This window comes from Clostridium thermosuccinogenes, from assembly GCF_002896855.1.
Taxonomy (GTDB): Bacteria; Bacillota; Clostridia; order Acetivibrionales; family DSM-5807; genus Pseudoclostridium; species Pseudoclostridium thermosuccinogenes.
Genome location: NZ_CP021850.1, coordinates 3,684,924 through 3,710,391, shown reverse-complemented (window position 1 = coordinate 3,710,391; position 25,468 = coordinate 3,684,924). Strand labels below are relative to the sequence as shown.

Here is a 25,468-nt window from a genome sequence, read left to right as displayed (position 1 = left end):
ACGAAGGCAGAAGAAAGAAGGTGGCATTTTGAGGGAAACGGAACGATTGGATAAAATTCTGTCCAACTTTGGTTATGGTACCCGCAAGGAGGTTAAGCAGCTGGTAAAGAGCGGTGTCATTAAGGTAAACGGAATTACCGCAAAGGACAGCGGCATGCATGTCGACCCTGTCAATGACGTCATAGAGATAGGGGACGAAGTGCTTTGCTATAGAAAGTACATATATCTCATGATGAACAAGCCTGAGGGAGTGATATCGGCCACATATGACAACAGGCTCAGGACGGTGGTGGATATACTGCCGGATGAATATAAGTGCTTTGATTTGTTTCCGGTGGGAAGACTCGATATAGATACCGAAGGGCTGCTCATAATGACAAATGACGGGCAGCTGGCCCATGAACTGCTGTCTCCTAAAAAGCATGTCCCGAAAAGGTATTATGTGCTGGTGGCCGGAACCGTTACCGACCAAGATGCTGCCATATTCAAAGAGGGAGTGGTTCTTGATGACGGCTACAAAACCTTGCCGGCTCATCTGGATATCATTGTGTCAGGAGACCGGTCTGAGATAGAGCTTGTAATATATGAGGGCAAATTTCACCAGGTAAAGAGGATGTTTGAGGCCGTCGGCAAGAAGGTGAAATACCTAAGGCGCATAGCCATGGGAAGCCTAGAACTCGATAAAAGCCTCCAGCCCGGTGAATGCAGGGAACTTACAGAGGATGAGGTCAACCTCCTGAAAAGCTTCGGCACATAATAAATTCTTCGACTTAACATGCAAACAACAGTTTAAATTATGCAGGTTTCTATTGACAATGAATTTGATAGGGAGTATTATAATATAAATATTCATATAGGATTACTAGGAAATGGTGGTGTGGCAAAATGAAGCTGTCTACCAAAGGCAGATATGGGCTGAGAGCTATGGTTGATCTTGCCGTGCATTCATCGGCTGATGCTGTTTCTATCAAGAGCATTGCTGAAAGGCAGCAGATATCGGAAAATTATCTTGAGCAGGTTTTCTCCGTGCTGAGGAAAACAGGCCTGGTAAAGAGTATTAAAGGCGCCCAGGGTGGGTACATTCTGGCTCAAGAACCATCTAAAATCCGGGTTGGAGATGTCCTTGAGGTTATGGAAGGAAACCTTGAGGTGGTAGAAACCGGTGATGAATTCCAAAAAGGAAATAGCCTTGTGGAGACTGTCATTGCATCTCAGGTATGGGATAAAATCAATTCATGCATAAACGAAGTTGTATTTTCCATCACCCTCCAGGATCTTGTGGATGAATATAAAAAAAGAAACTCAGATCAGGGATACATGTACTATATTTGATTGAAACACCCGGCAGCCAGCAAGCAGGGAACTGCCGGAGTAGCAACCGGAAAGCAGCAGTCATGGACAAATAACCATGTGATAATATCAAGAAAAATCAAAAATAACAATCCAAAGGAGGTTTTACTTTATGACGGAAGAACGGAAATTAAAGTTTGACACACTACAGGTTCACGCAGGACAGGTAGCTGATCCTACCACTGGATCAAGGGCAGTGCCTATTTACCAGACTACTTCCTATGTATTCAATGATTCGGACCATGCTGCAAACTTGTTTAGCCTTAAGGAATCGGGGAATATTTATACCCGCATTATGAATCCTACCACGGATGTTTTTGAAAAGCGAATAGCTGCCCTTGAGGGTGGTATAGCAGCCCTTGCTACGGCATCCGGTTCCGCTGCCATCACATATGCCATAATGAACATCGCCGAACAGGGGGATGAGATTGTTTCAGCCAGCACCCTCTATGGAGGTACATATAATCTGTTTGCCAATACACTGCCGAAGTTTGGCATCAAGACAATTTTCGTCGACCCGGATGATCCGGAGAATTTCCGCAAGGCAATAACCGAAAGGACAAAAGCCCTGTATTTTGAAACGATAGGCAATCCGGGCATCAATCTTGTGGACATAGAGGCGGTTGCTGCCATTGCCCATGAAAACAAGATTCCGCTGATAGTGGACAATACTTTCGGAACTCCTTACCTCATAAGGCCTATAGAGTTCGGTGCGGACATAGTCGTTCATTCGGCAACAAAGTTCATAGGAGGGCATGGCACATCCATTGGCGGTGTGATTGTGGATTCCGGCAAATTTGACTGGATAGGAAGCGGCAAGTTCCCCGGACTGACAGAACCTGATCCGAGCTATCACGGCATAAGGTATGCTCAGGATGTAGGTGCCGCAGCTTATATAACCAAAGCGAGAGTTCAGCTTTTGAGGGACACTGGCGCAGCAATGAGCCCGTTTAATGCCTTCTTGTTTTTGCAGGGCCTTGAGACTCTGTCCCTGAGGGTGGAAAAGCATGTTTCCAACACTAAAAAAATAGTGGATTTCCTTTCAAAACATCCTCTGGTAAGCTGGGTGAATTATCCCTCCCTGGAAGGAAACAAATATAATGAGCTGGCTCGTAAATATTTCCCGAAGGGTGTTGGTTCAATATTCACTTTTGGAATAAAAGGAGGCCTGAAAGCAGGCAAGAAGTTTATCGACAGTCTGGAGATTTTCTCTCTCCTGGCCAATGTAGCCGATGCCAAGTCCCTTGTAATCCATCCTGCCAGCACGACTCATCAGCAGTTGTCTGAGGAGGATTTAAAAGCGGCAGGGGTGACTCCGGACATGATAAGGCTTTCTATAGGCATTGAAGATCCGGACGATTTGATCTATGACCTGGATCAGGCGCTGAAAAAAGCAGTGGAAGAGTAATGCCTCGTCCGGCAGTGAGAAAACTGTAATAGAAACATTATATAAAAGCATTATAAAAGGAGAGTTTTTCAACTCTCCTTAAATTTTTGTTACCATCTGCCATCGGAAGGCCTGCTTCCACCTGAGAAATTGTTGTTCCTTCTCTGAGCTTTTCTAGCTCTTCTGCACTCAGGACATCTCTGAGGCTCATTTTCGAATCCTTTTTCTTTGTAGAAAGCCTGTTCTCCTTCAGAGAATATGAACTGGTTTCCGCAGTCTTTGCATACTAGAGTTTTGTCAGCCATACTAATTACCTCCTTGAAATTATGGATTTAACTGGTTTCGGACACTTTCTCCATAATATAAGGAGGCAAGGGTCTAAACTAATTAAATCTTATTTTTAACTAGGATAATTATACCATAAATAAAGATTTTTCACAATACTGATGTATAAAATTAACCCAGATTATAGTATAAATTTTTTGATGCACAGCCGGGTAAAATTAAATCCTCCACCTTTGCAGGTGGAGGACACCTGTTCATTTCAAGCATGAAGCATAGAAGTATCATTCTGCTATAAACGGCATGTTACGGTTATTTGCAACCTCTTTTGATATCATAAATTCCGCAAAGAAGGCACAAGTACCTACTATAATATTACCCGCCAGGCCGTCATGTATTTTTAGGGCTTATTGCTTCCTTTCCAGATATCTCTTGATTTTCTTGGTCGTAGTTTTGGCAAATTCCTTTTCCCGCAGCTGGAACTCCTTCACATATTTATAAGTTACCAGCTTTTTGTTTACAGCTTTGACTTCGTTTTGTATTATTTCCCGTACTCTTTTATCCTCAATGGAGCTTATATTGAACTCAGCCTGTATTTTTTCCATATCGGGTATGATCTCGGCTGCTACTGTTACTTCATCGCTGCCTTCTTCCATCTTGCCGTAAACCAGCGATTCTTTTATATAATCAGACCTGTTGAGGAGGGTTTCGATCTCTTCCGGGTAGATGTTTTTACCGTTTTTAGTAACTATGACATCCTTTTCCCTTCCTGTGATATGAACGAAACCGTCACTGTCTATATAACCCAAGTCTCCTGTATGGAACCAGCCGTTTTTCAGAGCTTTTGAAGTGGCCTTTTCGTCCTCATAATACCCCAGCATTACATTTGGGCCCTTTGCTATGATTTCCCCCACACCGTCGGCATCGGGATGGTCTATCTTGACTTCCACTCCGGGGAGAGGGAGTCCTGCCGCATCATCCTTATAGTATATGTCACGGTTAAGCGCGACAATAGGAGCGCATTCGGTGAGCCCATAACCTTGAATGAGGGGTATGCCGAGATCTCTGAAACCTTTGGAAACCAGAGGATCTATTCCTGCGGCACCGCTTATGAAAAGCCGTACATGACCTCCCAGGCTGTTGTGCACTTGTGCGAACAGTTTTTTTGTAATATCGATTCCGAATTTTCTAAGCAGATTGCTTATCTTTATTCCTGTTCTGAGCTTCTTGTCCAAACCGGATTTGGATGCCTGATCCCATATGCGCTTGTACATGGCTTCGAAAATCAGGGGCACACCCAACATCATCGTAGCCTTTGATTCCGCAAGATTTTTGGGTATATGCCTCAAACCTTCGCAATAGGCGACGGTACAGCCTCTGTACAGCTGGCACAGAAAACCGCAGGTACACTCATAGGTATGGTGAATGGGCAGCACTGAAAGGAATATGTCCTTATCGTCTATATAAACCATCTGGCACATGGCCATGAGATTTGCGCATATGTTTTTATGGGAAAGCATCACCGCTTTTGACGTATCGGTGGTTCCGGAAGTAAACAGCAATATGTTCATTGCTTCGTTGTCTATTTCAGCATCAATGAAGCTCCTGTCGCCGTTTTTAACGAGCTCATGGCCTTTTTTCAGAAGCTTTCCGAAAGACATCACAGTTTCATCATCTTCGACGGCATCCATGTCAATATAAAAATCTACAGTGTTAAGTTCCCGGGCAATGTCTTTTATATCGTCCCTCTTGCTTCCTGTGAAAATTATTGCATTTGCCTTCGAACGAGTGAGCAGGTTCGCTATTTCATTTTTCGGGAGTTCCTTGTCCAACGGCACGATGATGCCGGTACCGTTCAAAACGGCGAGATACGATATGCTCCATTCATATCGGTTTTCCCCTATTAAGGCTATTCTTTTACCCTTGAGTCCAAGGCTTATCAGTGCGGTTCCGAAAGCGTCCACATCGGCTTTGTACTCCTTGAACAGTATGGGCTTATATTCGCCTCCTTCCTTAGGCTTTGCCAGAAAAGCAGGCTTGTTTCCATAAAGCTCCACACTCGAATTTAGCATCTCTTTGAGGTTGTTTATGGGTCTAACCTCATAAAGTGGCGTATTTTTCATTCAAATGCACCTCGTCCAGTTATTATTATTTTCATTATATACGAATGTATAAATAGTTTAAAGAAATTATAAAAATTATTTTTCAGATGCGAACTAGTGTTTGTTTTTTTATACTAATCTGTTATAATAATTAGAGTATTTATTGCAGGACAAGCTTCCTAATCAAAGGATAATTTGTCAATAATAGGAACGGTAAGATGTCCATAACTTAAAGCGGCAGGTTTTATGATCCCTGCACTTTGGCGCGGGCAGTGTCAAATATCATAGCAGGCAGGTGTTATTTATGTTAAAGAGCAGTATACTTATAAAAGGTGCAAGAGAGCACAATCTTAAAAATATTGATATAGAGATTCCGAGGAATAAATTTGTTGTCATAACAGGGCTTAGCGGTTCGGGAAAGTCCTCCCTCGCCTTTGACACAATCTATGCGGAAGGGCAGAGGAGATATGTGGAATCCCTATCTTCTTATGCCAGGCAGTTCTTAGGCCAGATGGAAAAGCCGGATCTGGACTATATAGACGGCTTGTCTCCGGCAATATCCATTGATCAGAAAACTACCAGCAGAAACCCACGCTCCACAGTGGGTACGGTTACGGAAATATATGACTATTTGAGGCTTCTTTATGCGCGAATCGGTATACCCCACTGCCCCAACTGCGGCAGGGAAATAACCCAGCAGACCGTGGATCAGATGGTGGATCAGGTATTATCCCTGGAAGAGGGGACAAAGATACAGGTTCTGGCTCCTGTGGTCAGGGGAAGAAAAGGTGAGTATCACAAGCTGATTGAGGATACAAAAAAGGCCGGATATGTCCGGTTGAGGATTGATGGCCAGGTAATGGATATAAATGATGAAATACGTCTGGATAAAAATAAGAAGCACACGATTGAAATTGTGGTGGACAGGCTTGTGGTGAGGCCGGATATCCAAAGGCGGCTGGCGGATTCCATAGAAACGGTGCTCCAGCTGAGCGGAGGATTGGTTGTAATAGATGTGATAGGCAAGGAAGAGCTCCTGTTTAGCCAGAATTTCGCATGCAGTGAATGCGGAGTGAGCATAGAAGAGCTTGCGCCCAGAATGTTTTCTTTTAACAACCCCTATGGAGCATGTCCGGTTTGCAGCGGTCTGGGAACATTTCTCAAGATCGATCCGGATCTGGTGATCCCTGACCGTTCCAAATCCTTGCTGGAGGGGGCAATAGTCGCATCCGGATGGAATGTAGAAAGCGAAGACGCGTATGCGAGGATGATTTTTAATGGGCTGGCCAAGCACTATAAATTTAAGCTGAGCACTCCCATAGAGAAGCTGCCGGACCATATTGTCGACATAATACTTTACGGCACAAAGGGCGAGAAGATTCAGATGGAATATGTGCGCGATTATGGAAGTGGTACATATATGGCTGCTTTTGATGGAGTAATCAATGTGATGGAAAGGCGTTACCATGAAACCCAGTCGGAAGGGATGAAGCAATATTATGAGGAATTTATGACTTCCAGCCCCTGTCCCGAATGCAAGGGGGCAAGGCTGAAAAAGGAAAGCCTTGCCGTCACCGTGGGAGGCAAGAATATAGCTGAGATTTCATCTATGCCGGTAGCCAATCTGAAGGAATTTTTCAGTAAGCTGGAACTGACTGAAAGGCAGCAAATGATCTCCCGGCAAATATTAAAGGAAATAAACGCAAGGCTGGGATTTTTAGTGGACGTTGGCCTGGATTACCTGACATTGTCCAGGTCTGCCGGAACCTTGTCCGGAGGAGAGGCTCAGAGAATAAGGCTTGCAACCCAGATTGGGTCCGGTCTGATGGGAGTTTTGTATATTCTTGATGAACCCAGCATAGGTTTGCATCAAAGGGATAACGACAAGCTTCTTGCTACGCTTAAAAGGTTGAGGGATCTTGGGAATACTCTCATAGTAGTTGAACATGATGAAGACACAATGTATGCGGCCGACCATATAATTGATATAGGACCGGGAGCCGGTGTGCACGGAGGCAAGGTGGTAGCCCAGGGTACTGTGGAAGAAATAAAAAAGTGCGATGAGTCCCTTACCGGTCAGTATTTAAGCGGAAAGAGAAAGATTGAGGTGCCTGAAAAGCGCCGCAGCCCAAACGGCAAATGGCTTGAGATTACCGGGGCCAGAGAAAACAATCTGAAAAACATAAACGCCAGGATACCCCTGGGGGTATTCACCTGTGTCACCGGGGTGTCCGGATCGGGCAAAAGCTCGCTGATAAATGAGATACTATACAAACACCTTGCAGCAGAGCTGAACAGAGCGAGGACAAGGCCCGGGGAGCATGATGGCATAAAGGGAGTTGAATACCTGGATAAGGTTATCAATATAGATCAATCGCCTATAGGAAGGACTCCCAGGTCAAATCCCGCAACCTATACCGGTGTGTTTGACTTAATAAGGGAAGTTTTTGCTGAAACTACGGAAGCCAAGATGAAAGGGTATAAAGCAGGCCGTTTCAGCTTTAATATAAAAGGAGGCCGCTGTGAGGCATGCAACGGCGATGGGATAATAAAAATCGAAATGCATTTTCTCCCCGATATCTTTGTGCCTTGTGAGGTGTGCAAAGGGAAACGGTATAACAGGGAAACCCTGGAGGTCAAATATAAGGGAAAAAGCATTGCGGACATCCTGGATATGACCGTGGAGGATGCCCTTGAATTTTTCAAAAACATACCGAGGATACAGAGAAAGCTTCAGACATTATATGATGTGGGATTAGGCTATATAAAAGTGGGTCAGCCGTCTACCACACTGTCGGGAGGAGAAGCGCAGAGGATTAAGCTTGCCACCGAGCTGTCCAGAAAGAGCACCGGCAGAACCATGTATATATTGGATGAGCCTACCACAGGACTTCATATTGCTGACGTACACAGGCTTATAGATATTTTGCAGAAGCTGGTGGACTCAGGAAATTCAGTGGTGGTAATAGAGCATAATCTTGATGTAATCAAGACGGCGGATTATATCATCGATTTAGGTCCGGAAGGGGGAGACCGGGGCGGTTTTATCGTTGCAGAGGGAACTCCGGAGAAAATTGCGGAGGTTGTGGAATCCTATACAGGCCAGTTCCTTAAAAAAGTGCTGAAGAAGGACATTTGACGGATCTTAAGAAATAATTACAGGATTCGCAACTATGGGACCGGTAGCGTTATCATGGCATAGTTAATTTGCATAAATTTTCGTATGCGATTCATATCAATATTGCCTGGGATTAGACGTAAACAGTCATGTGTGCTATACTAAGGTAATATACGAATATATTTGTATGCTATTATATTCGTGTGTTATTTGAAATTTGATACTATGAATAATGTGCTGGATGGGTAAATATATTTTAAGGATGTTGGTATGCATCATTAGACAGGAGATGATGATAATGATGATGTGTTCAATTTGTAAAGAGAATCTCGCAGTAGTATTTGTGACAAAGATTATAAACGGCCGCCAGGAACAGGAAGGACTATGCCTGTCCTGCGCTAAGAAACAAGGCATACAACCTATCAACCAGCTAATTGAGCAGTCAGGCATGACTGATGAAGACATTGATAACTTGAACAGGCAGGTAAATGGTATTTTTGAAAATATGGATACGGACAACCTTGAGGCTTTTGCTCCTAATCCGGCGCAGCCGAATCCCGGCAACCCGTTTTTTAATTTCATAAATAAAGCATTTTTTAAAGGTAACAACGGAGCTGACGCCCAGGATGAACAGCATAAAAATATGGCAGATGATAAAGAAGGAAAAAATAATACCCGGACAAAAACACAGCAGGATAAGAAAAGTACCAGAAAAAAGAAGTATCTGGATATGTACGGGACAAACCTTACGGACAAAGCCAGAGAAGACAAGATTGACAGAGTTATAGGCCGCAACAGGGAAATTGACAGGGTTATACAGATACTGAACAGGAGGACCAAGAACAACCCTGTTCTCATAGGTGAGCCAGGAGTGGGAAAAACTGCCATAGCTGAAGGACTTGCCGTAAGAATCGCCAACAAGCAGGTACCGGCAAAGCTGTATAATGCTGAAGTGTATCTGCTGGATCTCACCGCGGTAGTGGCCGGTACCCAGTTCAGGGGACAATTTGAGAGCCGCATGAAGGGGATTATTGAAGAAGCAAAATCCTTGGGCAACATAATCCTTGTAATAGATGAGCTGCACAATATTATGGGCGCAGGGGAAGCCGAAGGGGCTATGAATGCTGCAAATATACTCAAGCCGGCCTTATCAAAGGGAGAAATCCAGGTCATAGGAGCTACGACCCTTAACGAGTACAGGAAGCATATAGAAAAGGATTCAGCCCTTGAGAGGAGGTTCCAGCCGGTATTGGTGGATGAGCCTTCTGTGGAGGATACCATAGAGATATTGAAGGGCATAAAAGATTATTACGAAAACTATCACAGGGTAAAAATATCCGATAAAGTAATAGAAGCCGCTGTTGTATTTTCAGAAAGGTATATAACCGACAGGTTCCTTCCGGACAAGGCAATTGATGTAATAGATGAAGCCGGCTCCAGAGCTAACCTGAAAAATGTAGGATTGGTGGAGCTGGAAGCACTGAAGGAAGAGCTGAAGAAAGTCCAGGAAGAAAAGGAGAATGCCATTTCTGCAGATTCCATAGAGGATTATCAGAAGGCAGCGGATTTGAAGGTCAGGGAATGCAAGCTGCTGCAGAAGATAAAGGATATAGAGGATAGGGACAAGGATGTGGAGCTTACAGTAGATGATGTGGCCAGTGTTATAGAATCATGGACCAAGATACCGGTTCAGAGGCTTACAGAGATTGAGGCTGAAAAGCTGATTAACCTTGAAGAAAGGCTCCATAGAAGGGTTATAGGACAGAATGAAGCTGTTGAAAGCGTAGCAAGAGCAATCAGGCGCAACAGGTCAGGCTTCAGAAAGAGAAAGAAGCCTTCCTCCTTCATTTTCATAGGACCCACAGGAGTGGGTAAGACGGAGCTGGTAAGAGCTCTTGCCGCCGAGCTTTTTGAGAGCGAGGATGCGCTCATAAGGCTTGATATGTCCGAATATATGGAAAAGCACACGGTATCAAAACTGATCGGATCACCTCCGGGCTATGTCGGGTATGACGATGGCGGCCAGCTCACTGAAAAGATAAGAAGAAAGCCGTATTCCGTAATATTGATGGATGAGATAGAAAAGGCCCATCCCGATGTATTTAACATGCTTCTGCAGATACTGGAAGACGGAAGGCTTACCGACAGCCATGGAAGAACGGTGAACTTTGAAAACACGGTGATAATAATGACCTCCAATGCCGGTACCACCATGAAATCCAATGGAATCGGCTTTGGAAATGACGGCTACAGGGCGTTGAAAGACAAGGTCTCCGAAGCTCTGAAGGAATATTTCAAGCCCGAATTTTTAAACAGGATAGACGAAATAATAGTGTTTACCGAGCTTAATAGGGAAGAACTTAAGCAGATTATTGAAATTATGCTGAAAGAGGTAAAAGATGAGATGGCCTCAAAGGGCATGAAGCTTGAGCTGACGGAAGCGGTTAAAGATTTCATACTGGATAAGGGCTATGATCCGAAATACGGAGCAAGACCGCTAAGGCGCACTATTCAGAGGTATATTGAGGATGTCCTGGCAGAGAAATATCTGAAAAAGGAAATCTTCGAGGGATGCAGTGTGACTGTGGATTATGAAAATGGTGAGATGAAGTTTTTAGTAGCATAAAATCTTTCCGGACAGATATAAATGGGTTAATGATGCGTATGCTTTCATTAGCCCATTTTTGCATATAGCTTTAGCCTGCTCTTTCTGCCGCAGATGGCGACCAAGGAGCTTCCGTATTATGCATGTGTCCGGAATACGGAAGGCATGCTCTAAGCTATGCTCAATCACCCTCTATTGCTGTCATGAGCCTTGGATTCACATAAATGATTGTTTTAAATGCATGGTTACTCATGATTAGTGGAAGAATGGGCAATGGATAGCCTCCAGTCAAGAGATTTTAATACATGATTATTCATGATTAGAGAGGGAGCCTGACCGTAAATTCCGTGCCGATGCCTGGCTGGCTGGAAACCCTCACATCGCCGTTATACAGGCTCGCTATATGCTTTACTATGGAAAGCCCAAGACCGGTACCTCCTGCTTCCCGCGATCTTCCTTTGTCAACCCTGTAAAACCGTTCGAAAATCCTTGGAAGATGCTCTTGGGCTATGCCTATGCCTGTATCTTTCACAGATATTACTATATTTCCTCCATGCCTGTAGGCCTTGACAAATACGCTGCCGCCTTCCACATTATATTTTATTCCGTTATCTATCAGATTTATCAGCATTTGTTTTATCCTGTCCTTGTTGGCGGATATGGTTAATTCTTCGCTGGTCTCATCTATCAGCCTTACATTCTTCTTTTCTGCCGGACCCTGGAGAATGGATATCACCTCAGTTATGCTGGAATTCAGGCTGTGGGGCAGTATATTGGAGTCCTTTTGCCGGGTCTCTATCTCTGAAAGCTGCAGTATATCATTTATGAGGTTATATAACCTCTCTGATTCTATGTCGATGATTTCCAGAAAGCTTTCTGCCACCTCGGGGTCGTTCATGGCACCGGATCTCAATGTTTCTATAAAACCCCGGATGGAAGTGAGAGGAGTCTTAAGCTCATGGGTGACGTTGGATACGAAATCGGTCCTTATCTGCTCCAGCTTCTTAATATTGGTTATGTCCTGTATGAGGACTATCGCACCGGATTTCTTTTTGGTATTGTCCACAGGCTTTACGGGATTCGTGTGTATCCTGTAGGTTTTACCATCCTTACCTGCACCGGCGATGAGAATTTCTTTTATGGAAGATGTTCCCTCTTCCACCGATTTGCTTATAAAGGAGTTCAGCTGGTTGTTGCGCACTGCCTCTATAATATTGATTCCTATTACATCGTCTTTTCTATCCATGCCGAACATTTCCTTGGCCATATCGTTTATCAGCACTATGTTATAATTATCGTCCACAGCTATAATACCATCCATCATGCTGTTGATGATGGTTTCAACCTTGATGTTTTTATCGGTCAGATCAGCTACGGTACGTTCCAGCTGATACGCCATCTCATTAAAGGTATCTGCCAATTGACTGAATTCATAATCAGCGCTGGATTTGACACGTTTGGAATAATTGCCGGAAGCTATCTCCCTGGATGCGTTTATCAGCTCATTTACCGGCCGGGTGACCGATGCGGAGAACTTAAGCGCAAGAAAGACCGTAAATAAAAGGCTTACCAGTATTCCCAGAGTGATGTGACGCAATATAATCCACCGGATATCCCTAAGCTCAGTGAGGGGAAGGGAAAGCCTTATTATCACCTCTGATGCTTTAACAGCCACATAAGTAAAGTCGGTATCAAGGGTCCGGCTATGCCGGATATCTTTGCCTATGGAGCCTTTGAGAGCTTGCTGCACTTCACTGCGGCTCAGATGGTTTTCCATGGATCTGAAGTCGGTTTCCGACTCACCCAGGACCTTTCCGTTCAAGTCAATTATTGTCACCCTGAGGTCCGACATGTTTGGAGTCGCATTATCCTGGGGAGATCCTTCCAGTATTTCGGAATACTTGGCGGCAATGGCATTATAGTCGATTTCAACGCCTTCTTTTATATCTTCCGATATTTCATTCTGGATCACTTTTGCCACGCTTGCCAGCTTTTCCTCGACATTCCTTTTATAAAGGGATTGTGCCAGACGCGTCACAAAAAAACCTGTGACGGCCATTGCTGAGACCACCAGTATAACATAATATGAAAAGAACTTTTTCCTCATAGTCCGATGCAATTTCATCCCCTTCCCGATATTAAAATCACTGTGGATTTTTATCATTAAACCGGTAGCCTATTCCTCGCACAGTTTCGATGTATACGGGGTTGTTGCCGTCATCTTCGATTTTTTGCCTTAGGTGCCTTACATGGACATCGACGGTCCGGGTCTCTCCATAATAATCATAGCCCCATATTTTTTCGAGAAGCAGTTCCCGGGACAAAACCTTTCCCTTATTCTGCATCAGCATTTTAAGCAGCTCGAACTCCTTGTAGGGCAACTCAATAAGCTCACCGGATTTATATACCTCACGCCTCGTGCAATCCAGGGTAATATCCCCCTGGGTTATGACTTCCTGGCTTTCAGGAGCAGGCACGTTCAGTCTTCTGAACATGGCTTTGATCCTGGCAACCAGTTCTCTCGTGCTGAATGGCTTTGTTATATAATCATCAGCTCCCAGCTCAAGGCCCAGGACTTTATCAAACTCATCCCCCTTTGCTGTGAGCATTATAATTGGGATGCTTTTGGTGCGGGGATTTTCGCGGAGCATGCGGCAAATTTGAAATCCGTCTATCCCCGGAAGCATTATATCCAGCAGAAACAGGTCGGGAACAGAGTTCTGGCATTCCTTAAGGAGGCTCTCGCCATTATCAAACACCAAGACCTTGTATCCGCTTGTTTCCAGATTATATTTAATTAGCTGCTGTATGTGCTTTTCATCTTCCACCGCATATATCATTTCCTTTGACATATTGCAATCTCCTTCTATTAAAAGGCTGGCGGCTTTAGCATAGCCGAAATTCATTGACCAATTCTATGAAAGGCGAGTAAAGCCGGTTTCAGATATCAGTCTTGTGATTCCTATTTCTACTATATAATTTATTGTTTGTTATCGATTCTAGCTCTTTGACCCGGAACTCCGCTGTCTAAAATGCCAGCACAATGAGTTATTTAAGTATTATAGTCATGCTAATTCAGATGCATATGCTCGCCTGTGACACTGAAAATAACCCATTCGCCGATGTTGGTGGCGTGATCGGCCATCCTTTCAAGGTATTTGGCTATCAATATGAAATCTACGCACTGTTCCACCGCCTCAGAATTATTCCTCATGATGCTTGTAACCTCAAAGGTTATTTTGGAGAACAGCTCGTCTACGGCGTCATCACTGGCGCATACTTCTTTGGCCAGCTCAACATCCCGCTTGACATAGGCGTCTATGGCCTTGTTTACCATTTGCTTAGCTTTTTCCGCCATCAGAGGTATGTCTATAAGCGGCATGACATACCTTTCATTGGCCATCCTCAGGGTTATCTCGCATATATCGGAGGAATGGTCCGCTATCCTCTCCATGTCCGTGATGATTTTCAACGCAGTGCTGATGACTCTCAGATCCTTGGCCAGAGGCTGCTGCCGTGCAATAAGCATCAGGCATATCCTTTCAATTTTCTTCTCCTGGGCATCAATAGCGTCGTCATTGTCCAGAACTTTTTTAGCCAGCTCTATATCCTGCTTTTTAAGGGCGTAAATCGCATTTTCTATGGATTCTTCCACCATGCTGCCCATTCTAATCAACTCATGATGAAGCTCTTCCAGCTCCTTATCAAAATGATGCCTTGTCACCATAATAACACCTCTCCTGTAAAATAAACCACTCATTTTGAATTTGTAAACATGAAAAAACCATATAATCACACTAAAATTAGCCAAATCTTCCTGTAATATAGTCCTCGGTGCGCTTGTCCGATGGTATATTGAAAATCTTTTCTGTGGAGTCATATTCAACAATTTCACCGTGCAGGAAAAAAGCGGTATTGTCGGATATTCGGCCTGCTTGCTGCATGTTATGGGTAACTATGACAATGGTGTATTTTTCTTTAAGTTCAGAAATAAGATCCTCAATTCTCAAAGTGGATATCGGGTCCAGGGCAGATGTCGGCTCATCCATCAAAACAACTTCCGGTTCCACAGCGAGAACCCTCGCTATACACAGCCTCTGCTGCTGGCCTCCCGACAGACCTAAAGCGCTTTTCTTAAGCCTGTCCTTTACCTCATCCCAGAGGGCGGCGGCTCGTAAACTCTTTTCGACAATTTCATCAAGCCTTGCTCTGGATTTTATGCCATGCACCCTGGGGCCATATGCGATATTATCATAAACGGACATGGGAAAGGGATTGGGCTTTTGAAATACCATTCCCACCTGCTTTCGCAACTCAACTATATCATAATTCTCATATATGTTCAAACCGTCCAGACGCACTTCACCACTGATTCTGACGTCCTTTACCAGATCGTTCATCCTGTTCAGCGTCTTCAAAAAGGTAGATTTTCCACAACCTGACGGCCCGATGAGGGCGGTTACATTTTTACCCTTGATATCTATATTTATATTTTTCAAAGCCTGAAAGCTCCCATAGAACAGGTTGAGATTTCTGGCACTGATTTTTGCCGCATTATTGCTCACAAGTATCACCTTTCTATTTGTAATATGTTCTTTTAGCATTTATCTAAAACATGAAATTTACATCAAAAATTCCCTTCACTTAAAAAGCACAATATTTGAAAAAGAGTATTACAGTTATAGTTTGCAGGCCTGGATTGGTAGGCAGGCATCGGCTTATAAGTCAGCCTCCGATGGTCATTCTTTTCACCAGGGATGCAATTTTTCCAGCGGAGATATTTATCAAAGCTACTATGATTATAAGCACTGCAGCCGTGGCATAGGCCTGTTGGAAGGATATGCCTTCATTGGCCAGCTGATACAGATGGACGGTGAGGGTCCTTCCCGAGTCCATTATGCTTCCAGGGATATTGGTAGACATTCCTGCGGTAAAAATGACAGCGGCGCTTTCTCCTACGATACGTCCGATGCTGAGAATAACAGCCGACAGAATGCCGGGAATCGCACAAGGGAGGATTACCCTGATGATTGTAGTAAGCTTTGTTGCTCCTAAGGCCAGGCTGCCTTCCTTGTATGACTCCGGCACAGCTTTTAGCGATTCTTCCGTAGTCCTGATTATGGTGGGGAGGACCATAATGCTGAGGGTAAGAGCTCCGGAAATCAAAGAATACCTTAGATGCAGCGACGTAACAAAAAATATGAAGCCGAAAAGGCCATAAATAATTGAAGGAATTCCCGCCAATGTTTCGGTTGTAAATCTGATAATCCTTAGCACCGGTCCTTCTTTTGCATATTCCACCAGGTAGATGGCTGAAAATATGCCGACGGGGGCGGAAATGGCGATAGTCAGCACTATAAGATACAGGGTGCTGATTATCATCGGCAGTATGCCGGTCAGGCCTTTTCCCGGTCTGTAAATCGTGCTGATGAAATTCCAACTTACATGTCCTATTCCTTTGCAAAGGATGTATATGATAATCCATGCCAGTATAGCCACAGTTAAAAATGAGAAAACCCATATAAGGGATGAAAGTATTTTATCCGTGATTCTTATTTTTTTCATCGATGCTCACCTCACATATTAGTTGTAAGAGGGTTTAAGTTTATTTGCTGTGCTATCGAAAAGGCCAGCACGATGAGTTGAGTTAAATATCATCATCTCCAAACCCCACTTCTTCGGCCTTTATTTCTTAAAACTCACTCTCTTATGAGTTATCAGATTCAGGACTATGTTAAGGACCATTATAAAAACGAACAATACAACACCGGTGGCAAACAGCGCCTCACGATGGAGTCCGGAAGCATAGCTCATTTCGAGGGCAATGTTTGCCGTAAGGGTGCGGACTGAGTCGAGGAGGGACCCGGGCAAGGCAACCGAGTTTCCTGCCACCAGGATGACAGCCATTGTTTCACCCAAGGCTCGCCCGATTCCAAGGACAATTGCTGCCATAATGCCGGAGCGGGCAGCAGGCAGAGTCACCCTGAATATAGTTTGAATCTTTGTGGCGCCCAAAGCCAGGGAGCCTTCCTTGTAAGATTCCGGGACTGCCCTTATGGACGTCTCGGAAACACTTATGATGGTGGGGAGTATCATTATCGACAGGATGAAGATTACAGCCATAAGGCTGTTTCCAACACCTCCGATATTATTTCTGATCATGGGAATTACTGCGACCAGGCCAAAGAAGCCATAAACCACAGAGGGAATACCGGCGAGCAGTTCTATCGCTGGTCTGAAGAGCCTTACCAGCCAGGAAGGCCCGATTTCGGCGAGGAATATGGCGGTAAACAAGCCCACCACAACTCCGATTACTACAGCGCCAAAGGTTCCATATATGGAAGCGACCAGCATGGGTAAGATGCCGAATTTACCGGAATTGGGCAGCCATTCGGTTCCGGTGAGGAACTGCACCAAACCGATTTCAAATATCGCCGGAGATCCTTTTACAAACATGTAGACAGTTATAACTGCAACGGACAATATGGATGCGCAGGCGCAGATAAGGAAAATTATTTCTATTATTCTTTCAAAAGCTGCTTTAAATCCTTTCATCAAAAAATGCCTCCCGATAGCGTTAGATTGCTTTCATAAGCTGCTTTGCATTGTAAATAGTCATTTTGCTGTTAAAGCTTTTTATAAGCTTTTATTTGGTTTTGCTCTATTTCACCGGTATAAACTCTTTTGAAACGATGTCCTGGCCTTCATCGCTGAGGATAAAATCTATGAAAGCTTTAACGACATCCTTCATTTGGCCGTTGGTAAGCATCAGGAAAGGCCTGCTGATGGAATAGGTGCCGTTTTTGACATTTTCGGCATTGGCTTCAACGCCGTCGACAGTCACCTTTTTTACAGTTTCATCTACGGAGCCGAGGGACATATAGCCTATTGCAGCTTCATTGCTGGATACATTTGCCTGCACTACCCCGGTTCCGTTAGCAATAATATCAGCTTTAACTTCTTCTTCCTTGAGGCCTAATGCGGAATCGAAACAGTCTTTCGTTCCGGAACCGGCTTCCCGGCTTATAACTACGATTTCTTTGTCCGTACCGCCCAACTCTTTCCAATTGGTTATCTCTTTCTTATATATCTTAACTATATCTTCTTTTTTCAAGTCGGTTACGGTGTTGGCAGGATTAATTACAACAGCCACGCCGTCAAGGGCTATAGTGGTTTGGGTGAGATCTGCGGATTTTTCTTCCTCTTTGAGATTTCGGGATGAGTTACCTATGTCGGCAGTTTTCTCAATAGCCGCCTGTACTCCGGCTGTGGAACCTCCTCCTTGAATATCAATCTGCACATCGGGATTCTTGTCCATAAATGCTTCTGCCAGCTCCCTGGCTATAGGTTCGACGGAGGTGGAACCAGCTATCAGGATATTGCCTTTGAGGGATGATTTAGTCCCGGTGTTTGCGCCGGTGCCGGTCGACGTGGCAGAATCTGTGCCAATATTATCTGAAGCGGTAGTACCGGAGCCATTATCTTTGCTGTTCTGAGAGTTACATGCAGCAAATATCAATGATGCTGCGATAATCAGAGTAAACATCAAAATAAAAGATTTTTGCAGTTTTTTCATGAAGAATTTCCCCCTTTAGTGTTCATTTCAAGTTATTGAATTTTGTTGTGCAAAAATAGAACCAATCTACATTTTGAATATTACTCTTGCAGTATTATAAATAAATTAAGCGAATGTTAAGTTGAGGTTAAGTTTTATTTGAGATGAGCTATATAATTTAACCTGTTGTGCTAGCATTCTCGATAGCGAAGTTCCGAGTTAAAGAGCTAGAATCGATAACACCAATATATATTTAGTAAATCAAGGTAGTTATCGATATAATTCGCTAATTTAAAATTAGCGAATTACAAGCTTGATAAAAGGCCAAGCAATTCACTTCGTTCAGGTGATTTGCCTTATCCTCCACTTCGCTAACTATCTCTATTAACTCTCCACAACGCTATCTCAAATTAGCTAGCACAACAGGTTAATTTAGGAATGAATTCAGCTAATAATGGATGTATGGATTGTTATATGCTTTGAACCTTTTCGGAACAACTATAATCAATTTCAATTAGCTGAATTCAAACAAATAATTTTTGTATTTCTTTGTAATAGCACCACTAGTGGTATAAGTAAGAAGCGATTGTGCAGTTAAAAAGATCAGAAATTTTATCCCATGTGTAACATTCAAGCATCATAAGGAATATAATATATACAGAAAGTTTTATGGGGTATTTGGAATGAATTACATTGCCGGAAGGCTTCGGGTGCATGAGTACGACAGGGAAGCGGCGGTCAGATATGCTCATAAGTGGGCGTATAAAAGAAATCCAAGATATCTGGATTTTGAAAACATGGGAGGTGATTGTACAAATTTTGCGTCCCAGACAATATACGCAGGTAGCGGTGTAATGAATTTCACTCCGGTATATGGATGGTATTATATAAACGGCTATAATAGAACTGCTTCCTGGACAGGAGTGAACTACCTGTACACATTCCTTGTCAGCAACGAAGGCGTTGGACCTTTTGCAGAGGTAGTGGATGCAAAGGATGTAAAGCCCGGCGATATAGTTCAGCTATCTTTTCAGGGAGGAGGGATATTTAATCATTCTCCTGTCATTGTCCAGACGGGAAGTATTCCACGGATAGATAACATACTGGTGGCTGCCCATACCTATGATGTGGATTATTACGAACTGATCAACTATACATGGGCGGATATAAGGTTTTTACATATTAAAGGGGTAAGAAAAGCGTGAAAACAATGTTTTCACGCTTTATTCCTATGCTGCCGGAACAAGCTGGCTGAGGTCGATTATGGTTATGTGATTTTCTCCGATGTCAGCTGTTCCTTTTATATATCTTTCATCGGACTCTTCTGCATTTTCATGGGCCACTACAGTTTTGCCGTCATATTCGCGAACTATTTCGTTGGTATTATCAGCAATGATCCCGATCATTTCCGAATTCACATTTGCTATCACAATCCTCGTGCTTTCATCGGCTTCCCGGGCCGGGAGGTTGAACTTCTTTCTAAGGTTGAATACGGTACATATATTGTCCCTCAGAGGGATTATACCTTCTATATAAGCGGGCATGTTGGGGATTTTCGTGATCTTCCTGTAAGGTATTATCTGATCTACGCTTTCCAGATCTATTCCGAAATATTTATCATCCAGCTTAAAAACAAACAACTGATGGCCTGCCATCTTTTTCCCTCCCATTTTATCAATGTAGAAAAATAAACCTTCTTGTCATATTATACATCATTATACCAACATTTGCAAAAAGACTGCAACAATATATCGGTCAGGATCTATAACTTCCGTTTATTTTTACATAATCATAGGAAAAATCGCAGGTCCACATCCTGTCGGAGAAAGTGCCGCGCTTTAAGTTTATGGTTATTTTTACCTCTTTTCTCTGGAGTATTTTTTTTGCTGCATTTTCATCAAAATTCAAGGCTGTACCGTTCTGGCATACCATCAGATCGCCGATGAAAATATCCACCAGATTCGGATCGAAGGAAGCTCCGGAATAGCCAGCTGCCGTTATTATTCTTCCCCAGTTGGCATCTTCGCCGAAGATGGCTGTTTTGACCAGAGGTGATTTTGCTATGGCGCTGACCACCTTGTAGGCATCTTCCGCATTAATGGCTCCCTGGGCAACTATCTCCACCAGCTTTGTGGCTCCCTCACCATCGCGGGCAATCATCCTGGCGAGATGGGTGCAAACCTGGTCCAAGGCATCTTTGAATTTTTCATACTCCATACCTTCCCTTACTATTCCGGCATTGTTTGCCTGCCCGTTGGCCAGTATTATCACCATATCACACACGCTGGTATCTCCGTCCACCGACACTCTGTTAAAAGTGTGCATGACTGTTTCCCTTAACGCCTTATCCAGGAGGCTTTTTGAAATGTTTGCATCAGTGGTTATTACTCCTATCATCGTTGCCATGTTCGGATGTATCATGCCGGACCCTTTTGCCATGGCTCCGATCCTTACCGTTTCATCCTGTATTTCCAGCTCCACTGCTACTTCCTTAGCCACAAGATCGGTAGTCATAATGGCTTCCTGGGCATCACGACCTCCTTCGGCGGATAGGCTTGCAACAGCAGTTCTGATTCCTGAGCGGATCAAAGGCATATTAAGACGGGAACCGATTACACCGGTTGAACCTACCAGAACATCCTCCGGTGGGCAGTCAAGAAGCTGGGCAGTCAGTTCGGCCATTTCACGGGCATCCTTCATTCCCTGCTCACCGACACAGGCGTTGGCATTTCCGCTGTTGATAACGATAGCCTGGGCGTAACCGTTTTTGATGTGTTCCATGGTTACCTGCAGGGAGTGCCCTTTCACGATATTGGTCGTAAACACGCCTGCTGCTGCTGCCGGGTCCTCTGAATATACTATTGCGAGATCTTTCTTCCCGTCTTTTTTCAATCCACATGCGACGCCGGCTGCAAGGAAACCTTTTGGAGCTGTAACTCCGCCTTCTATAATATTTAACATAATCCCACCTCGTTTAGATTATTATGTGCAAAGCCTGAAGCCTAATATATCATAACGCATGCTTCGCATAATTTATCGGATATTGCCACTGTTCATCGGAGTTTGCGTCCTGTACTCCGGGATGTAATCAGTCGAGCTTGCAAATCATGGCATTTATACTCAATTGATTTTGAATATTTAGATTATACAGAAATATTATTTTGTATTCAATAAAATTTTTATGTATTTTTGCATTTCGATTGAAATGATATTTCGGTTGAAATGATATTATTTCCCATGATTAGCTCCTTGACACAAGGCACAAAATTATATAAGATTTTATATAAAATATGTTATTTTATTAGTGAGTCGGTATAACCGGATGATTAACTTCCGATTTGCCGGCACGGAAGCAAATTTTGTGCAACATATATTAATATGAATAGATGTAAAAGCGATGATTAAGAGGAGTAAGCAGCAAACGAACCATCAGAGAGGAAAGATCACCGGCTGAAAGTCTTTCCGGTAACGAACTGCTGAAGGTAGCTTATGAGTTCTGCAGTCGAAATTACAGTAGATTGCAGCGGTAAAGAGCCGTTATTTCGATCAAGTGCCTTGAAAAAGGAATTTTGGTGGTACCACGGAGGATTATGACCTTGCGTCCAAATTTGTATTTGGACACAAGGTTTTTTAATTTGAAAGGAGTAGCTTATGATTATTTTCCTCAGGATACTGGCTTTTTTGTTCATGGTTCCGGGATTTGCTTTGGTGTTTATAGCCCGCAGAGTAGCGGAAAGGTTTGAATTGGATAAGAAGGCGAAGATCAATTTTGAACATAGTATGGATGAAGAAGAGTTAAGCAGGTACAAATATGACAAGGCTGTAGTGAGCGTTAAGCTGTTGGGAATGCTTATTGCTCTGCCGGGTATTATCCTGACCTTTATTGCCTTCAGGTAACTCTATTTAAGCACATATCAGAAATATGGAACGGATATGCCGGCAGATGATACCGGCATGACCCCGTTTTATTCACAATATTTTAACGTAGATTTTCTAGAAGTTAATTATCTTAATAAATATTGGAGGAAGTCTTATGGACGATAAAAGAAACATTGCAAAAACTTATGAACCTAAGCAGGTGGAAGACAGGCTGTACAAGGAGTGGATGGAAAAAGGCTATTTCCATGCGGAAGTGGACAGGAATAAAAAGCCGTTTACTATAGTTATTCCTCCACCGAACATAACAGGGCAGCTGCATATGGGACATGCCTTGGACAATACCCTTCAGGATATTCTTATAAGATGGAAAAGGATGCAGGGATTCTGCACTTTATGGCTTCCGGGAACCGACCATGCCAGCATAGCCACCGAGGCAAAAATAGTGGAGGCTATGGCCAAGGAAGGCTTGACCAAGGAAATGATAGGAAGGGAGAAATTCCTGGAAAGAGCATGGGATTGGAAGAAGCATTATGGTGGCAGAATTGTCGAACAGCTGAAAAAGCTGGGAAGCTCATGCGATTGGGAAAGAGAAAGGTTTACAATGGATGAGGGCCTTTCCCGGGCGGTTAAGGAAGTATTCATTCGTCTTTACAAAAAAGGACTCATCTACAGAGGGGAAAGGATCATAAACTGGTGCCCTAAATGCAGTACGTCCATTTCCGATGCGGAGGTGGAATATGAAGAGCAGCAGGGTAATTTCTGGCACATAAAATATCCTGTGAAGGACAGCGATGAATATATAATTATTGCCACAACAAGGCCGGAGACCATGCTGGGTGATACAGCGGTGGCAGTTCATCCGGAAGATGAAAGGTATAAGCATCTGGTGGGCAAAATGGTGGTTCTTCCTCTGGTGAACAGGGAAATCCCCATCATTGCCGATGAATATGTGGAAAAGGATTTTGGTACGGGAGCGGTAAAAATTACTCCATCCCATGATCCTAACGACTTTGAAGTAGGATTGAGGCATAATCTGTCTCAGATAAGGGTTATGAACGATGATGCGACCATGAACGAAAATGCCGGCCAATACCAGGGCATGGACAGGTATGAAGCCAGAAAGCAGATAGTAAAGGATTTGGAGAGTCAGGGCCTCCTGGTAAAAATAGAAGAACACACCCACAATGTAGGTACATGCTACCGGTGCAGTACTGTCATCGAACCGCTGATATCAAAGCAGTGGTTTGTAAAGATGAAGCCCTTGGCAGAGCCTGCCATTGAGATAGTGAAGAATGGAACCATCAGCTTTGTGCCTGAGAGGTTCTCAAAAATATATTTTAACTGGATGGAAAATATTCAGGACTGGTGCATATCGAGGCAGCTTTGGTGGGGACATAGGATTCCGGCTTATTACTGCCAGGAATGCGGCTATATGACAGTGGATTATGATATGCCCGATGTTTGCCCGAAATGCGGCAGCCAGCGGATTGAACAGGACCCGGATACACTGGATACCTGGTTCAGTTCGGCTCTGTGGCCTTTCTCCACACTGGGCTGGCCGGATGAGACAGAGGACCTTAAGTATTTCTACCCGACCGATGTGCTGGTGACAGGGTATGATATCATATTCTTCTGGGTGGCAAGGATGATATTCTCAGGGGTTGAACACATGGGCAAAGAGCCTTTCAAGTATGTGTTCATCCATGGTATCGTAAGGGATTCCCTGGGAAGGAAGATGAGCAAATCCCTTGGAAATGGCATCGATCCTCTGGAGATTATAGACAAGTATGGCACCGATGCCCTTAGATTTGCCCTTACGATAGGCAACTCCCCCGGAAATGACCTGAGGTTCTCCGATGAGAAGCTGGAGTCCAGCAGGAACTTCGCCAACAAGATATGGAACGCATCAAGGTTCGTGCTGATGAACTTCGATGAGAATGTGGATTTCTCAAAAGTGGATGAGGGAAAATTCGCTCTTCCGGATAAATGGATAATGAGCAGAGTAAACACACTGGTTAAAGAAGTGACCGAAAACCTGGACAAGTTTGAGCTGGGTATAGCACTGCAGAAGATTTATGAATTTATATGGGATGAATTCTGCGACTGGTATATAGAACTGGTTAAGCCGAGGCTTTATGACAGGGAAATGGAAGGAAGGCTGGAAGCCCAGTATGTTCTGAACTATGTTCTGGGTACGGCCATGAAGCTTTTGCATCCGTTTATGCCGTTCATTACCGAAGAGATTTACAGACACCTTATAAATGACGATGAGAGCATAATGATATCTCAGTGGCCGGAATACATCGAAAAGTACAACTTCCCCGGAGAAGAAAAGAAAATGCGGATGGTCATGGATGCCATCAGGAGCATAAGGAATATAAGGGCTGAGATGAATGTGCCCATATCGAGGAAGGCCAAAGTGATTTTTGTTGCGGCAGACAGTGAAAATAGAAGCATACTGGCTGAAGGCAGGAGCTTCTTTGAAAGGCTTGCAGGAGTATCGGAGATTTCAGTGCAGACCAGCAAGGAGGGTATCCCGGCGGATGCCGTTACATCGATCATTGAAGGGGCTGAAATTTATATTCCTCTGGATGACCTTATCGACATAGAAAAGGAAATAGAGAGGCTGGAAAAAGAAAAGGCCGGCTTGGAGAAGGAGCTGGAAAGGGTTAACGGCAAGCTGAGCAATGAAGGGTTTATCGCAAAAGCTCCTGCCAAGGTTGTAGAAGAGGAGAGAGCCAAGAAGGTCAAATATCAGGAAATGTACGACAAGGTGGTAGAGCGCCTTAACGCATTGAAAAGCCAGCACTCGCGCTCTTGACAAGTTATGAGCTAAGGCTCAATAGGGAGGGGGTTTTTAAACTTACCCTTGGAGCGGCAGACCGCGTGGCCGAGGCAATATCGAAAAGCAGTTCAGAATTTCTGGCTGCTTTTCTTCTTTTCTACAGCAATTTGCAGTGATATAATGGGATAATAAAGTAAAGGATATGGTTTAAAGGATAGGGACTAAAGCATAATTCTCAAGGATGCTTTTAAAAGTTAAATCCAAAGCATAAAGCTCAAAAGATGCTTTAAAGGTTAAGGCAAAAGTATAAGGCTCAGAGATCAGAGTCAAAAGTATAATGACAGATGTATGAAGCTTAAAGAAAAAAGATAGAAGTGCAACATCAAAGCAAAAGAATTAAAAAAG

At 43.7% G+C, this 25,468-nt stretch carries 20 protein-coding genes and 1 other annotated feature; of the genes, 9 read left to right on the top strand and 11 right to left on the bottom strand.

All coding sequences use genetic code 11. The features are described from left to right. The first annotated feature begins 28 nt into the window (after positions 1-28). The 4 genes from CDO33_RS16345 to CDO33_RS16335 all read left to right on the top strand — a co-directional run bounded on the left by CDO33_RS16345 (position 29) and on the right by CDO33_RS16335 (position 2,758). Positions 29-757: a pseudouridine synthase gene (locus CDO33_RS16345; protein WP_103079710.1), complete on the top strand. Its 729-nt coding sequence runs from the start codon at positions 29-31 to the stop codon at positions 755-757. A 128-nt stretch (positions 758-885) separates the two neighbouring features. Continuing rightward, positions 886-1,332 (top strand): RrF2 family transcriptional regulator, encoded by a 447-nt coding sequence (locus CDO33_RS16340; protein ID WP_103079709.1) that lies wholly within the window; start codon positions 886-888, stop codon positions 1,330-1,332. Beyond that, positions 1,333-1,491: a hypothetical protein gene (locus CDO33_RS20965; RefSeq protein ID WP_161496725.1), complete on the top strand. Its 159-nt coding sequence runs from the start codon at positions 1,333-1,335 to the stop codon at positions 1,489-1,491. Further along, the gene (locus CDO33_RS16335; protein ID WP_103079708.1) at positions 1,463-2,758 is read left to right on the top strand and encodes a homocysteine synthase; all 1,296 of its coding nucleotides are present in this window, start codon (positions 1,463-1,465) and stop codon (positions 2,756-2,758) included. Before CDO33_RS20965 ends, CDO33_RS16335 begins: the two co-directional genes overlap by 29 nt. A gap of 89 nt (positions 2,759-2,847) precedes the next feature. Here CDO33_RS16335 and CDO33_RS16330 read toward each other — a convergent pair whose 3' ends face one another. Together CDO33_RS16330 and CDO33_RS16325 are read right to left on the bottom strand one after the other, a co-directional pair. Then, entirely contained in the window at positions 2,848-3,042 is a 195-nt protein-coding gene (locus tag CDO33_RS16330) for a zinc-ribbon domain-containing protein (RefSeq protein ID WP_103079707.1), read from the bottom strand. A gap of 384 nt (positions 3,043-3,426) precedes the next feature. Beyond that, positions 3,427-5,142, bottom strand: a complete 1,716-nt coding sequence (locus tag CDO33_RS16325) for an AMP-dependent synthetase/ligase (protein WP_103079706.1) — start codon at positions 5,140-5,142, stop codon at positions 3,427-3,429. A gap of 283 nt (positions 5,143-5,425) precedes the next feature. Between CDO33_RS16325 and uvrA the strand changes: the two genes are divergently transcribed. Beyond that, the gene (gene uvrA / locus CDO33_RS16320) at positions 5,426-8,260 is read left to right on the top strand and encodes an excinuclease ABC subunit UvrA (RefSeq protein WP_103079705.1); all 2,835 of its coding nucleotides are present in this window, start codon (positions 5,426-5,428) and stop codon (positions 8,258-8,260) included. Between the two features lie 277 nt (positions 8,261-8,537). Further along, positions 8,538-10,865: an ATP-dependent Clp protease ATP-binding subunit gene (locus CDO33_RS16315; RefSeq protein WP_103079704.1), complete on the top strand. Its 2,328-nt coding sequence runs from the start codon at positions 8,538-8,540 to the stop codon at positions 10,863-10,865. 298 nt (positions 10,866-11,163) lie between these two features. Here the strand turns inward: CDO33_RS16315 and pnpS are convergent, their stop codons facing one another. The 7 genes from pnpS to CDO33_RS16280 form a co-directional block, all read right to left on the bottom strand. Then, positions 11,164-12,951: a two-component system histidine kinase PnpS gene (gene pnpS, locus CDO33_RS16310; protein WP_103079703.1), complete on the bottom strand. Its 1,788-nt coding sequence runs from the start codon at positions 12,949-12,951 to the stop codon at positions 11,164-11,166. A 37-nt stretch (positions 12,952-12,988) separates the two neighbouring features. Beyond that, positions 12,989-13,696 carry a winged helix-turn-helix domain-containing protein gene (locus CDO33_RS16305; protein ID WP_103079702.1) on the bottom strand — a complete coding sequence of 236 codons (708 nt, stop codon included), beginning with the start codon at positions 13,694-13,696 and terminating at the stop codon, positions 12,989-12,991. 218 nt (positions 13,697-13,914) lie between these two features. Beyond that, complete coding sequence (phoU, locus tag CDO33_RS16300) at positions 13,915-14,568, bottom strand: phosphate signaling complex protein PhoU (protein ID WP_103079864.1); 654 nt, start codon at positions 14,566-14,568, stop codon at positions 13,915-13,917. A 79-nt stretch (positions 14,569-14,647) separates the two neighbouring features. Continuing rightward, a complete protein-coding gene (gene pstB / locus CDO33_RS16295) occupies positions 14,648-15,409 on the bottom strand; it encodes a phosphate ABC transporter ATP-binding protein PstB (protein ID WP_333552943.1) in 762 nt (253 codons plus the stop codon). A 160-nt stretch (positions 15,410-15,569) separates the two neighbouring features. After that, the gene (gene pstA, locus CDO33_RS16290; RefSeq protein ID WP_103079700.1) at positions 15,570-16,409 is read right to left on the bottom strand and encodes a phosphate ABC transporter permease PstA; all 840 of its coding nucleotides are present in this window, start codon (positions 16,407-16,409) and stop codon (positions 15,570-15,572) included. A 120-nt stretch (positions 16,410-16,529) separates the two neighbouring features. Then, positions 16,530-17,399, bottom strand: coding sequence for a phosphate ABC transporter permease subunit PstC (pstC, locus tag CDO33_RS16285; protein WP_103079699.1), 870 nt, complete (start codon positions 17,397-17,399; stop codon positions 16,530-16,532). 106 nt (positions 17,400-17,505) lie between these two features. Next, entirely contained in the window at positions 17,506-18,420 is a 915-nt protein-coding gene (locus CDO33_RS16280) for a phosphate ABC transporter substrate-binding protein PstS family protein (RefSeq protein ID WP_103079698.1), read from the bottom strand. Positions 18,421-19,082: 662 nt separating this feature from the next. Here CDO33_RS16280 and CDO33_RS16275 point away from each other — a divergent pair. Continuing rightward, positions 19,083-19,604, top strand: coding sequence for an amidase domain-containing protein (locus tag CDO33_RS16275; RefSeq protein WP_103079697.1), 522 nt, complete (start codon positions 19,083-19,085; stop codon positions 19,602-19,604). A 24-nt stretch (positions 19,605-19,628) separates the two neighbouring features. On the opposite strand, the gene CDO33_RS16270 is transcribed toward CDO33_RS16275, so the two are convergent. Next, positions 19,629-20,054 carry a chemotaxis protein CheW gene (locus CDO33_RS16270; RefSeq protein WP_161496394.1) on the bottom strand — a complete coding sequence of 142 codons (426 nt, stop codon included), beginning with the start codon at positions 20,052-20,054 and terminating at the stop codon, positions 19,629-19,631. A 100-nt stretch (positions 20,055-20,154) separates the two neighbouring features. Then, on the bottom strand, positions 20,155-21,360 hold the full coding sequence (argJ, locus tag CDO33_RS16265; protein WP_103079695.1) for a bifunctional glutamate N-acetyltransferase/amino-acid acetyltransferase ArgJ: 1,206 nt from the start codon (positions 21,358-21,360) through the stop codon (positions 20,155-20,157). Positions 21,361-21,787: 427 nt separating this feature from the next. Further along, positions 21,788-22,008, top strand: a binding site (T-box leader). A 42-nt stretch (positions 22,009-22,050) separates the two neighbouring features. On the opposite strand from argJ, the gene CDO33_RS16260 reads away from it, so the two are divergent. Together CDO33_RS16260 and CDO33_RS16255 are read left to right on the top strand one after the other, a co-directional pair. Then, entirely contained in the window at positions 22,051-22,296 is a 246-nt protein-coding gene (locus CDO33_RS16260) for a hypothetical protein (protein ID WP_242973777.1), read from the top strand. 136 nt (positions 22,297-22,432) lie between these two features. Continuing rightward, on the top strand, positions 22,433-25,099 hold the full coding sequence (locus CDO33_RS16255; protein ID WP_103079694.1) for a valine--tRNA ligase: 2,667 nt from the start codon (positions 22,433-22,435) through the stop codon (positions 25,097-25,099). Positions 25,100-25,468: the final 369 nt, after the last annotated feature.

What these genes read in the sequence shown, in the direction of transcription:
- CDO33_RS16340 (WP_103079709.1), top strand. Translation starts at nt 886, where the DNA reads ATGAAGCTGTCTACCAAAGGCAGATATGGGCTGAGAGCTATGGTTGAT.
- CDO33_RS16335 (WP_103079708.1), top strand. Translation starts at nt 1,463, where the DNA reads ATGACGGAAGAACGGAAATTAAAGTTTGACACACTACAGGTTCACGCA.
- CDO33_RS16330 (WP_103079707.1), bottom strand. Translation starts at nt 3,042, where the DNA reads ATGGCTGACAAAACTCTAGTATGCAAAGACTGCGGAAACCAGTTCATA.
- CDO33_RS16325 (WP_103079706.1), bottom strand. Translation starts at nt 5,142, where the DNA reads ATGAAAAATACGCCACTTTATGAGGTTAGACCCATAAACAACCTCAAA.
- uvrA (WP_103079705.1), top strand. Translation starts at nt 5,426, where the DNA reads ATGTTAAAGAGCAGTATACTTATAAAAGGTGCAAGAGAGCACAATCTT.
- CDO33_RS16315 (WP_103079704.1), top strand. Translation starts at nt 8,538, where the DNA reads ATGATGATGTGTTCAATTTGTAAAGAGAATCTCGCAGTAGTATTTGTG.
- pnpS (WP_103079703.1), bottom strand. Translation starts at nt 12,951, where the DNA reads ATGAGGAAAAAGTTCTTTTCATATTATGTTATACTGGTGGTCTCAGCA.
- CDO33_RS16305 (WP_103079702.1), bottom strand. Translation starts at nt 13,696, where the DNA reads ATGTCAAAGGAAATGATATATGCGGTGGAAGATGAAAAGCACATACAG.
- pstA (WP_103079700.1), bottom strand. Translation starts at nt 16,409, where the DNA reads ATGAAAAAAATAAGAATCACGGATAAAATACTTTCATCCCTTATATGG.
- pstC (WP_103079699.1), bottom strand. Translation starts at nt 17,399, where the DNA reads ATGAAAGGATTTAAAGCAGCTTTTGAAAGAATAATAGAAATAATTTTC.
- CDO33_RS16280 (WP_103079698.1), bottom strand. Translation starts at nt 18,420, where the DNA reads ATGAAAAAACTGCAAAAATCTTTTATTTTGATGTTTACTCTGATTATC.
- CDO33_RS16275 (WP_103079697.1), top strand. Translation starts at nt 19,083, where the DNA reads ATGAATTACATTGCCGGAAGGCTTCGGGTGCATGAGTACGACAGGGAA.
- CDO33_RS16270 (WP_161496394.1), bottom strand. Translation starts at nt 20,054, where the DNA reads ATGGCAGGCCATCAGTTGTTTGTTTTTAAGCTGGATGATAAATATTTC.
- argJ (WP_103079695.1), bottom strand. Translation starts at nt 21,360, where the DNA reads ATGTTAAATATTATAGAAGGCGGAGTTACAGCTCCAAAAGGTTTCCTT.
- CDO33_RS16260 (WP_242973777.1), top strand. Translation starts at nt 22,051, where the DNA reads ATGATTATTTTCCTCAGGATACTGGCTTTTTTGTTCATGGTTCCGGGA.
- CDO33_RS16255 (WP_103079694.1), top strand. Translation starts at nt 22,433, where the DNA reads ATGGACGATAAAAGAAACATTGCAAAAACTTATGAACCTAAGCAGGTG.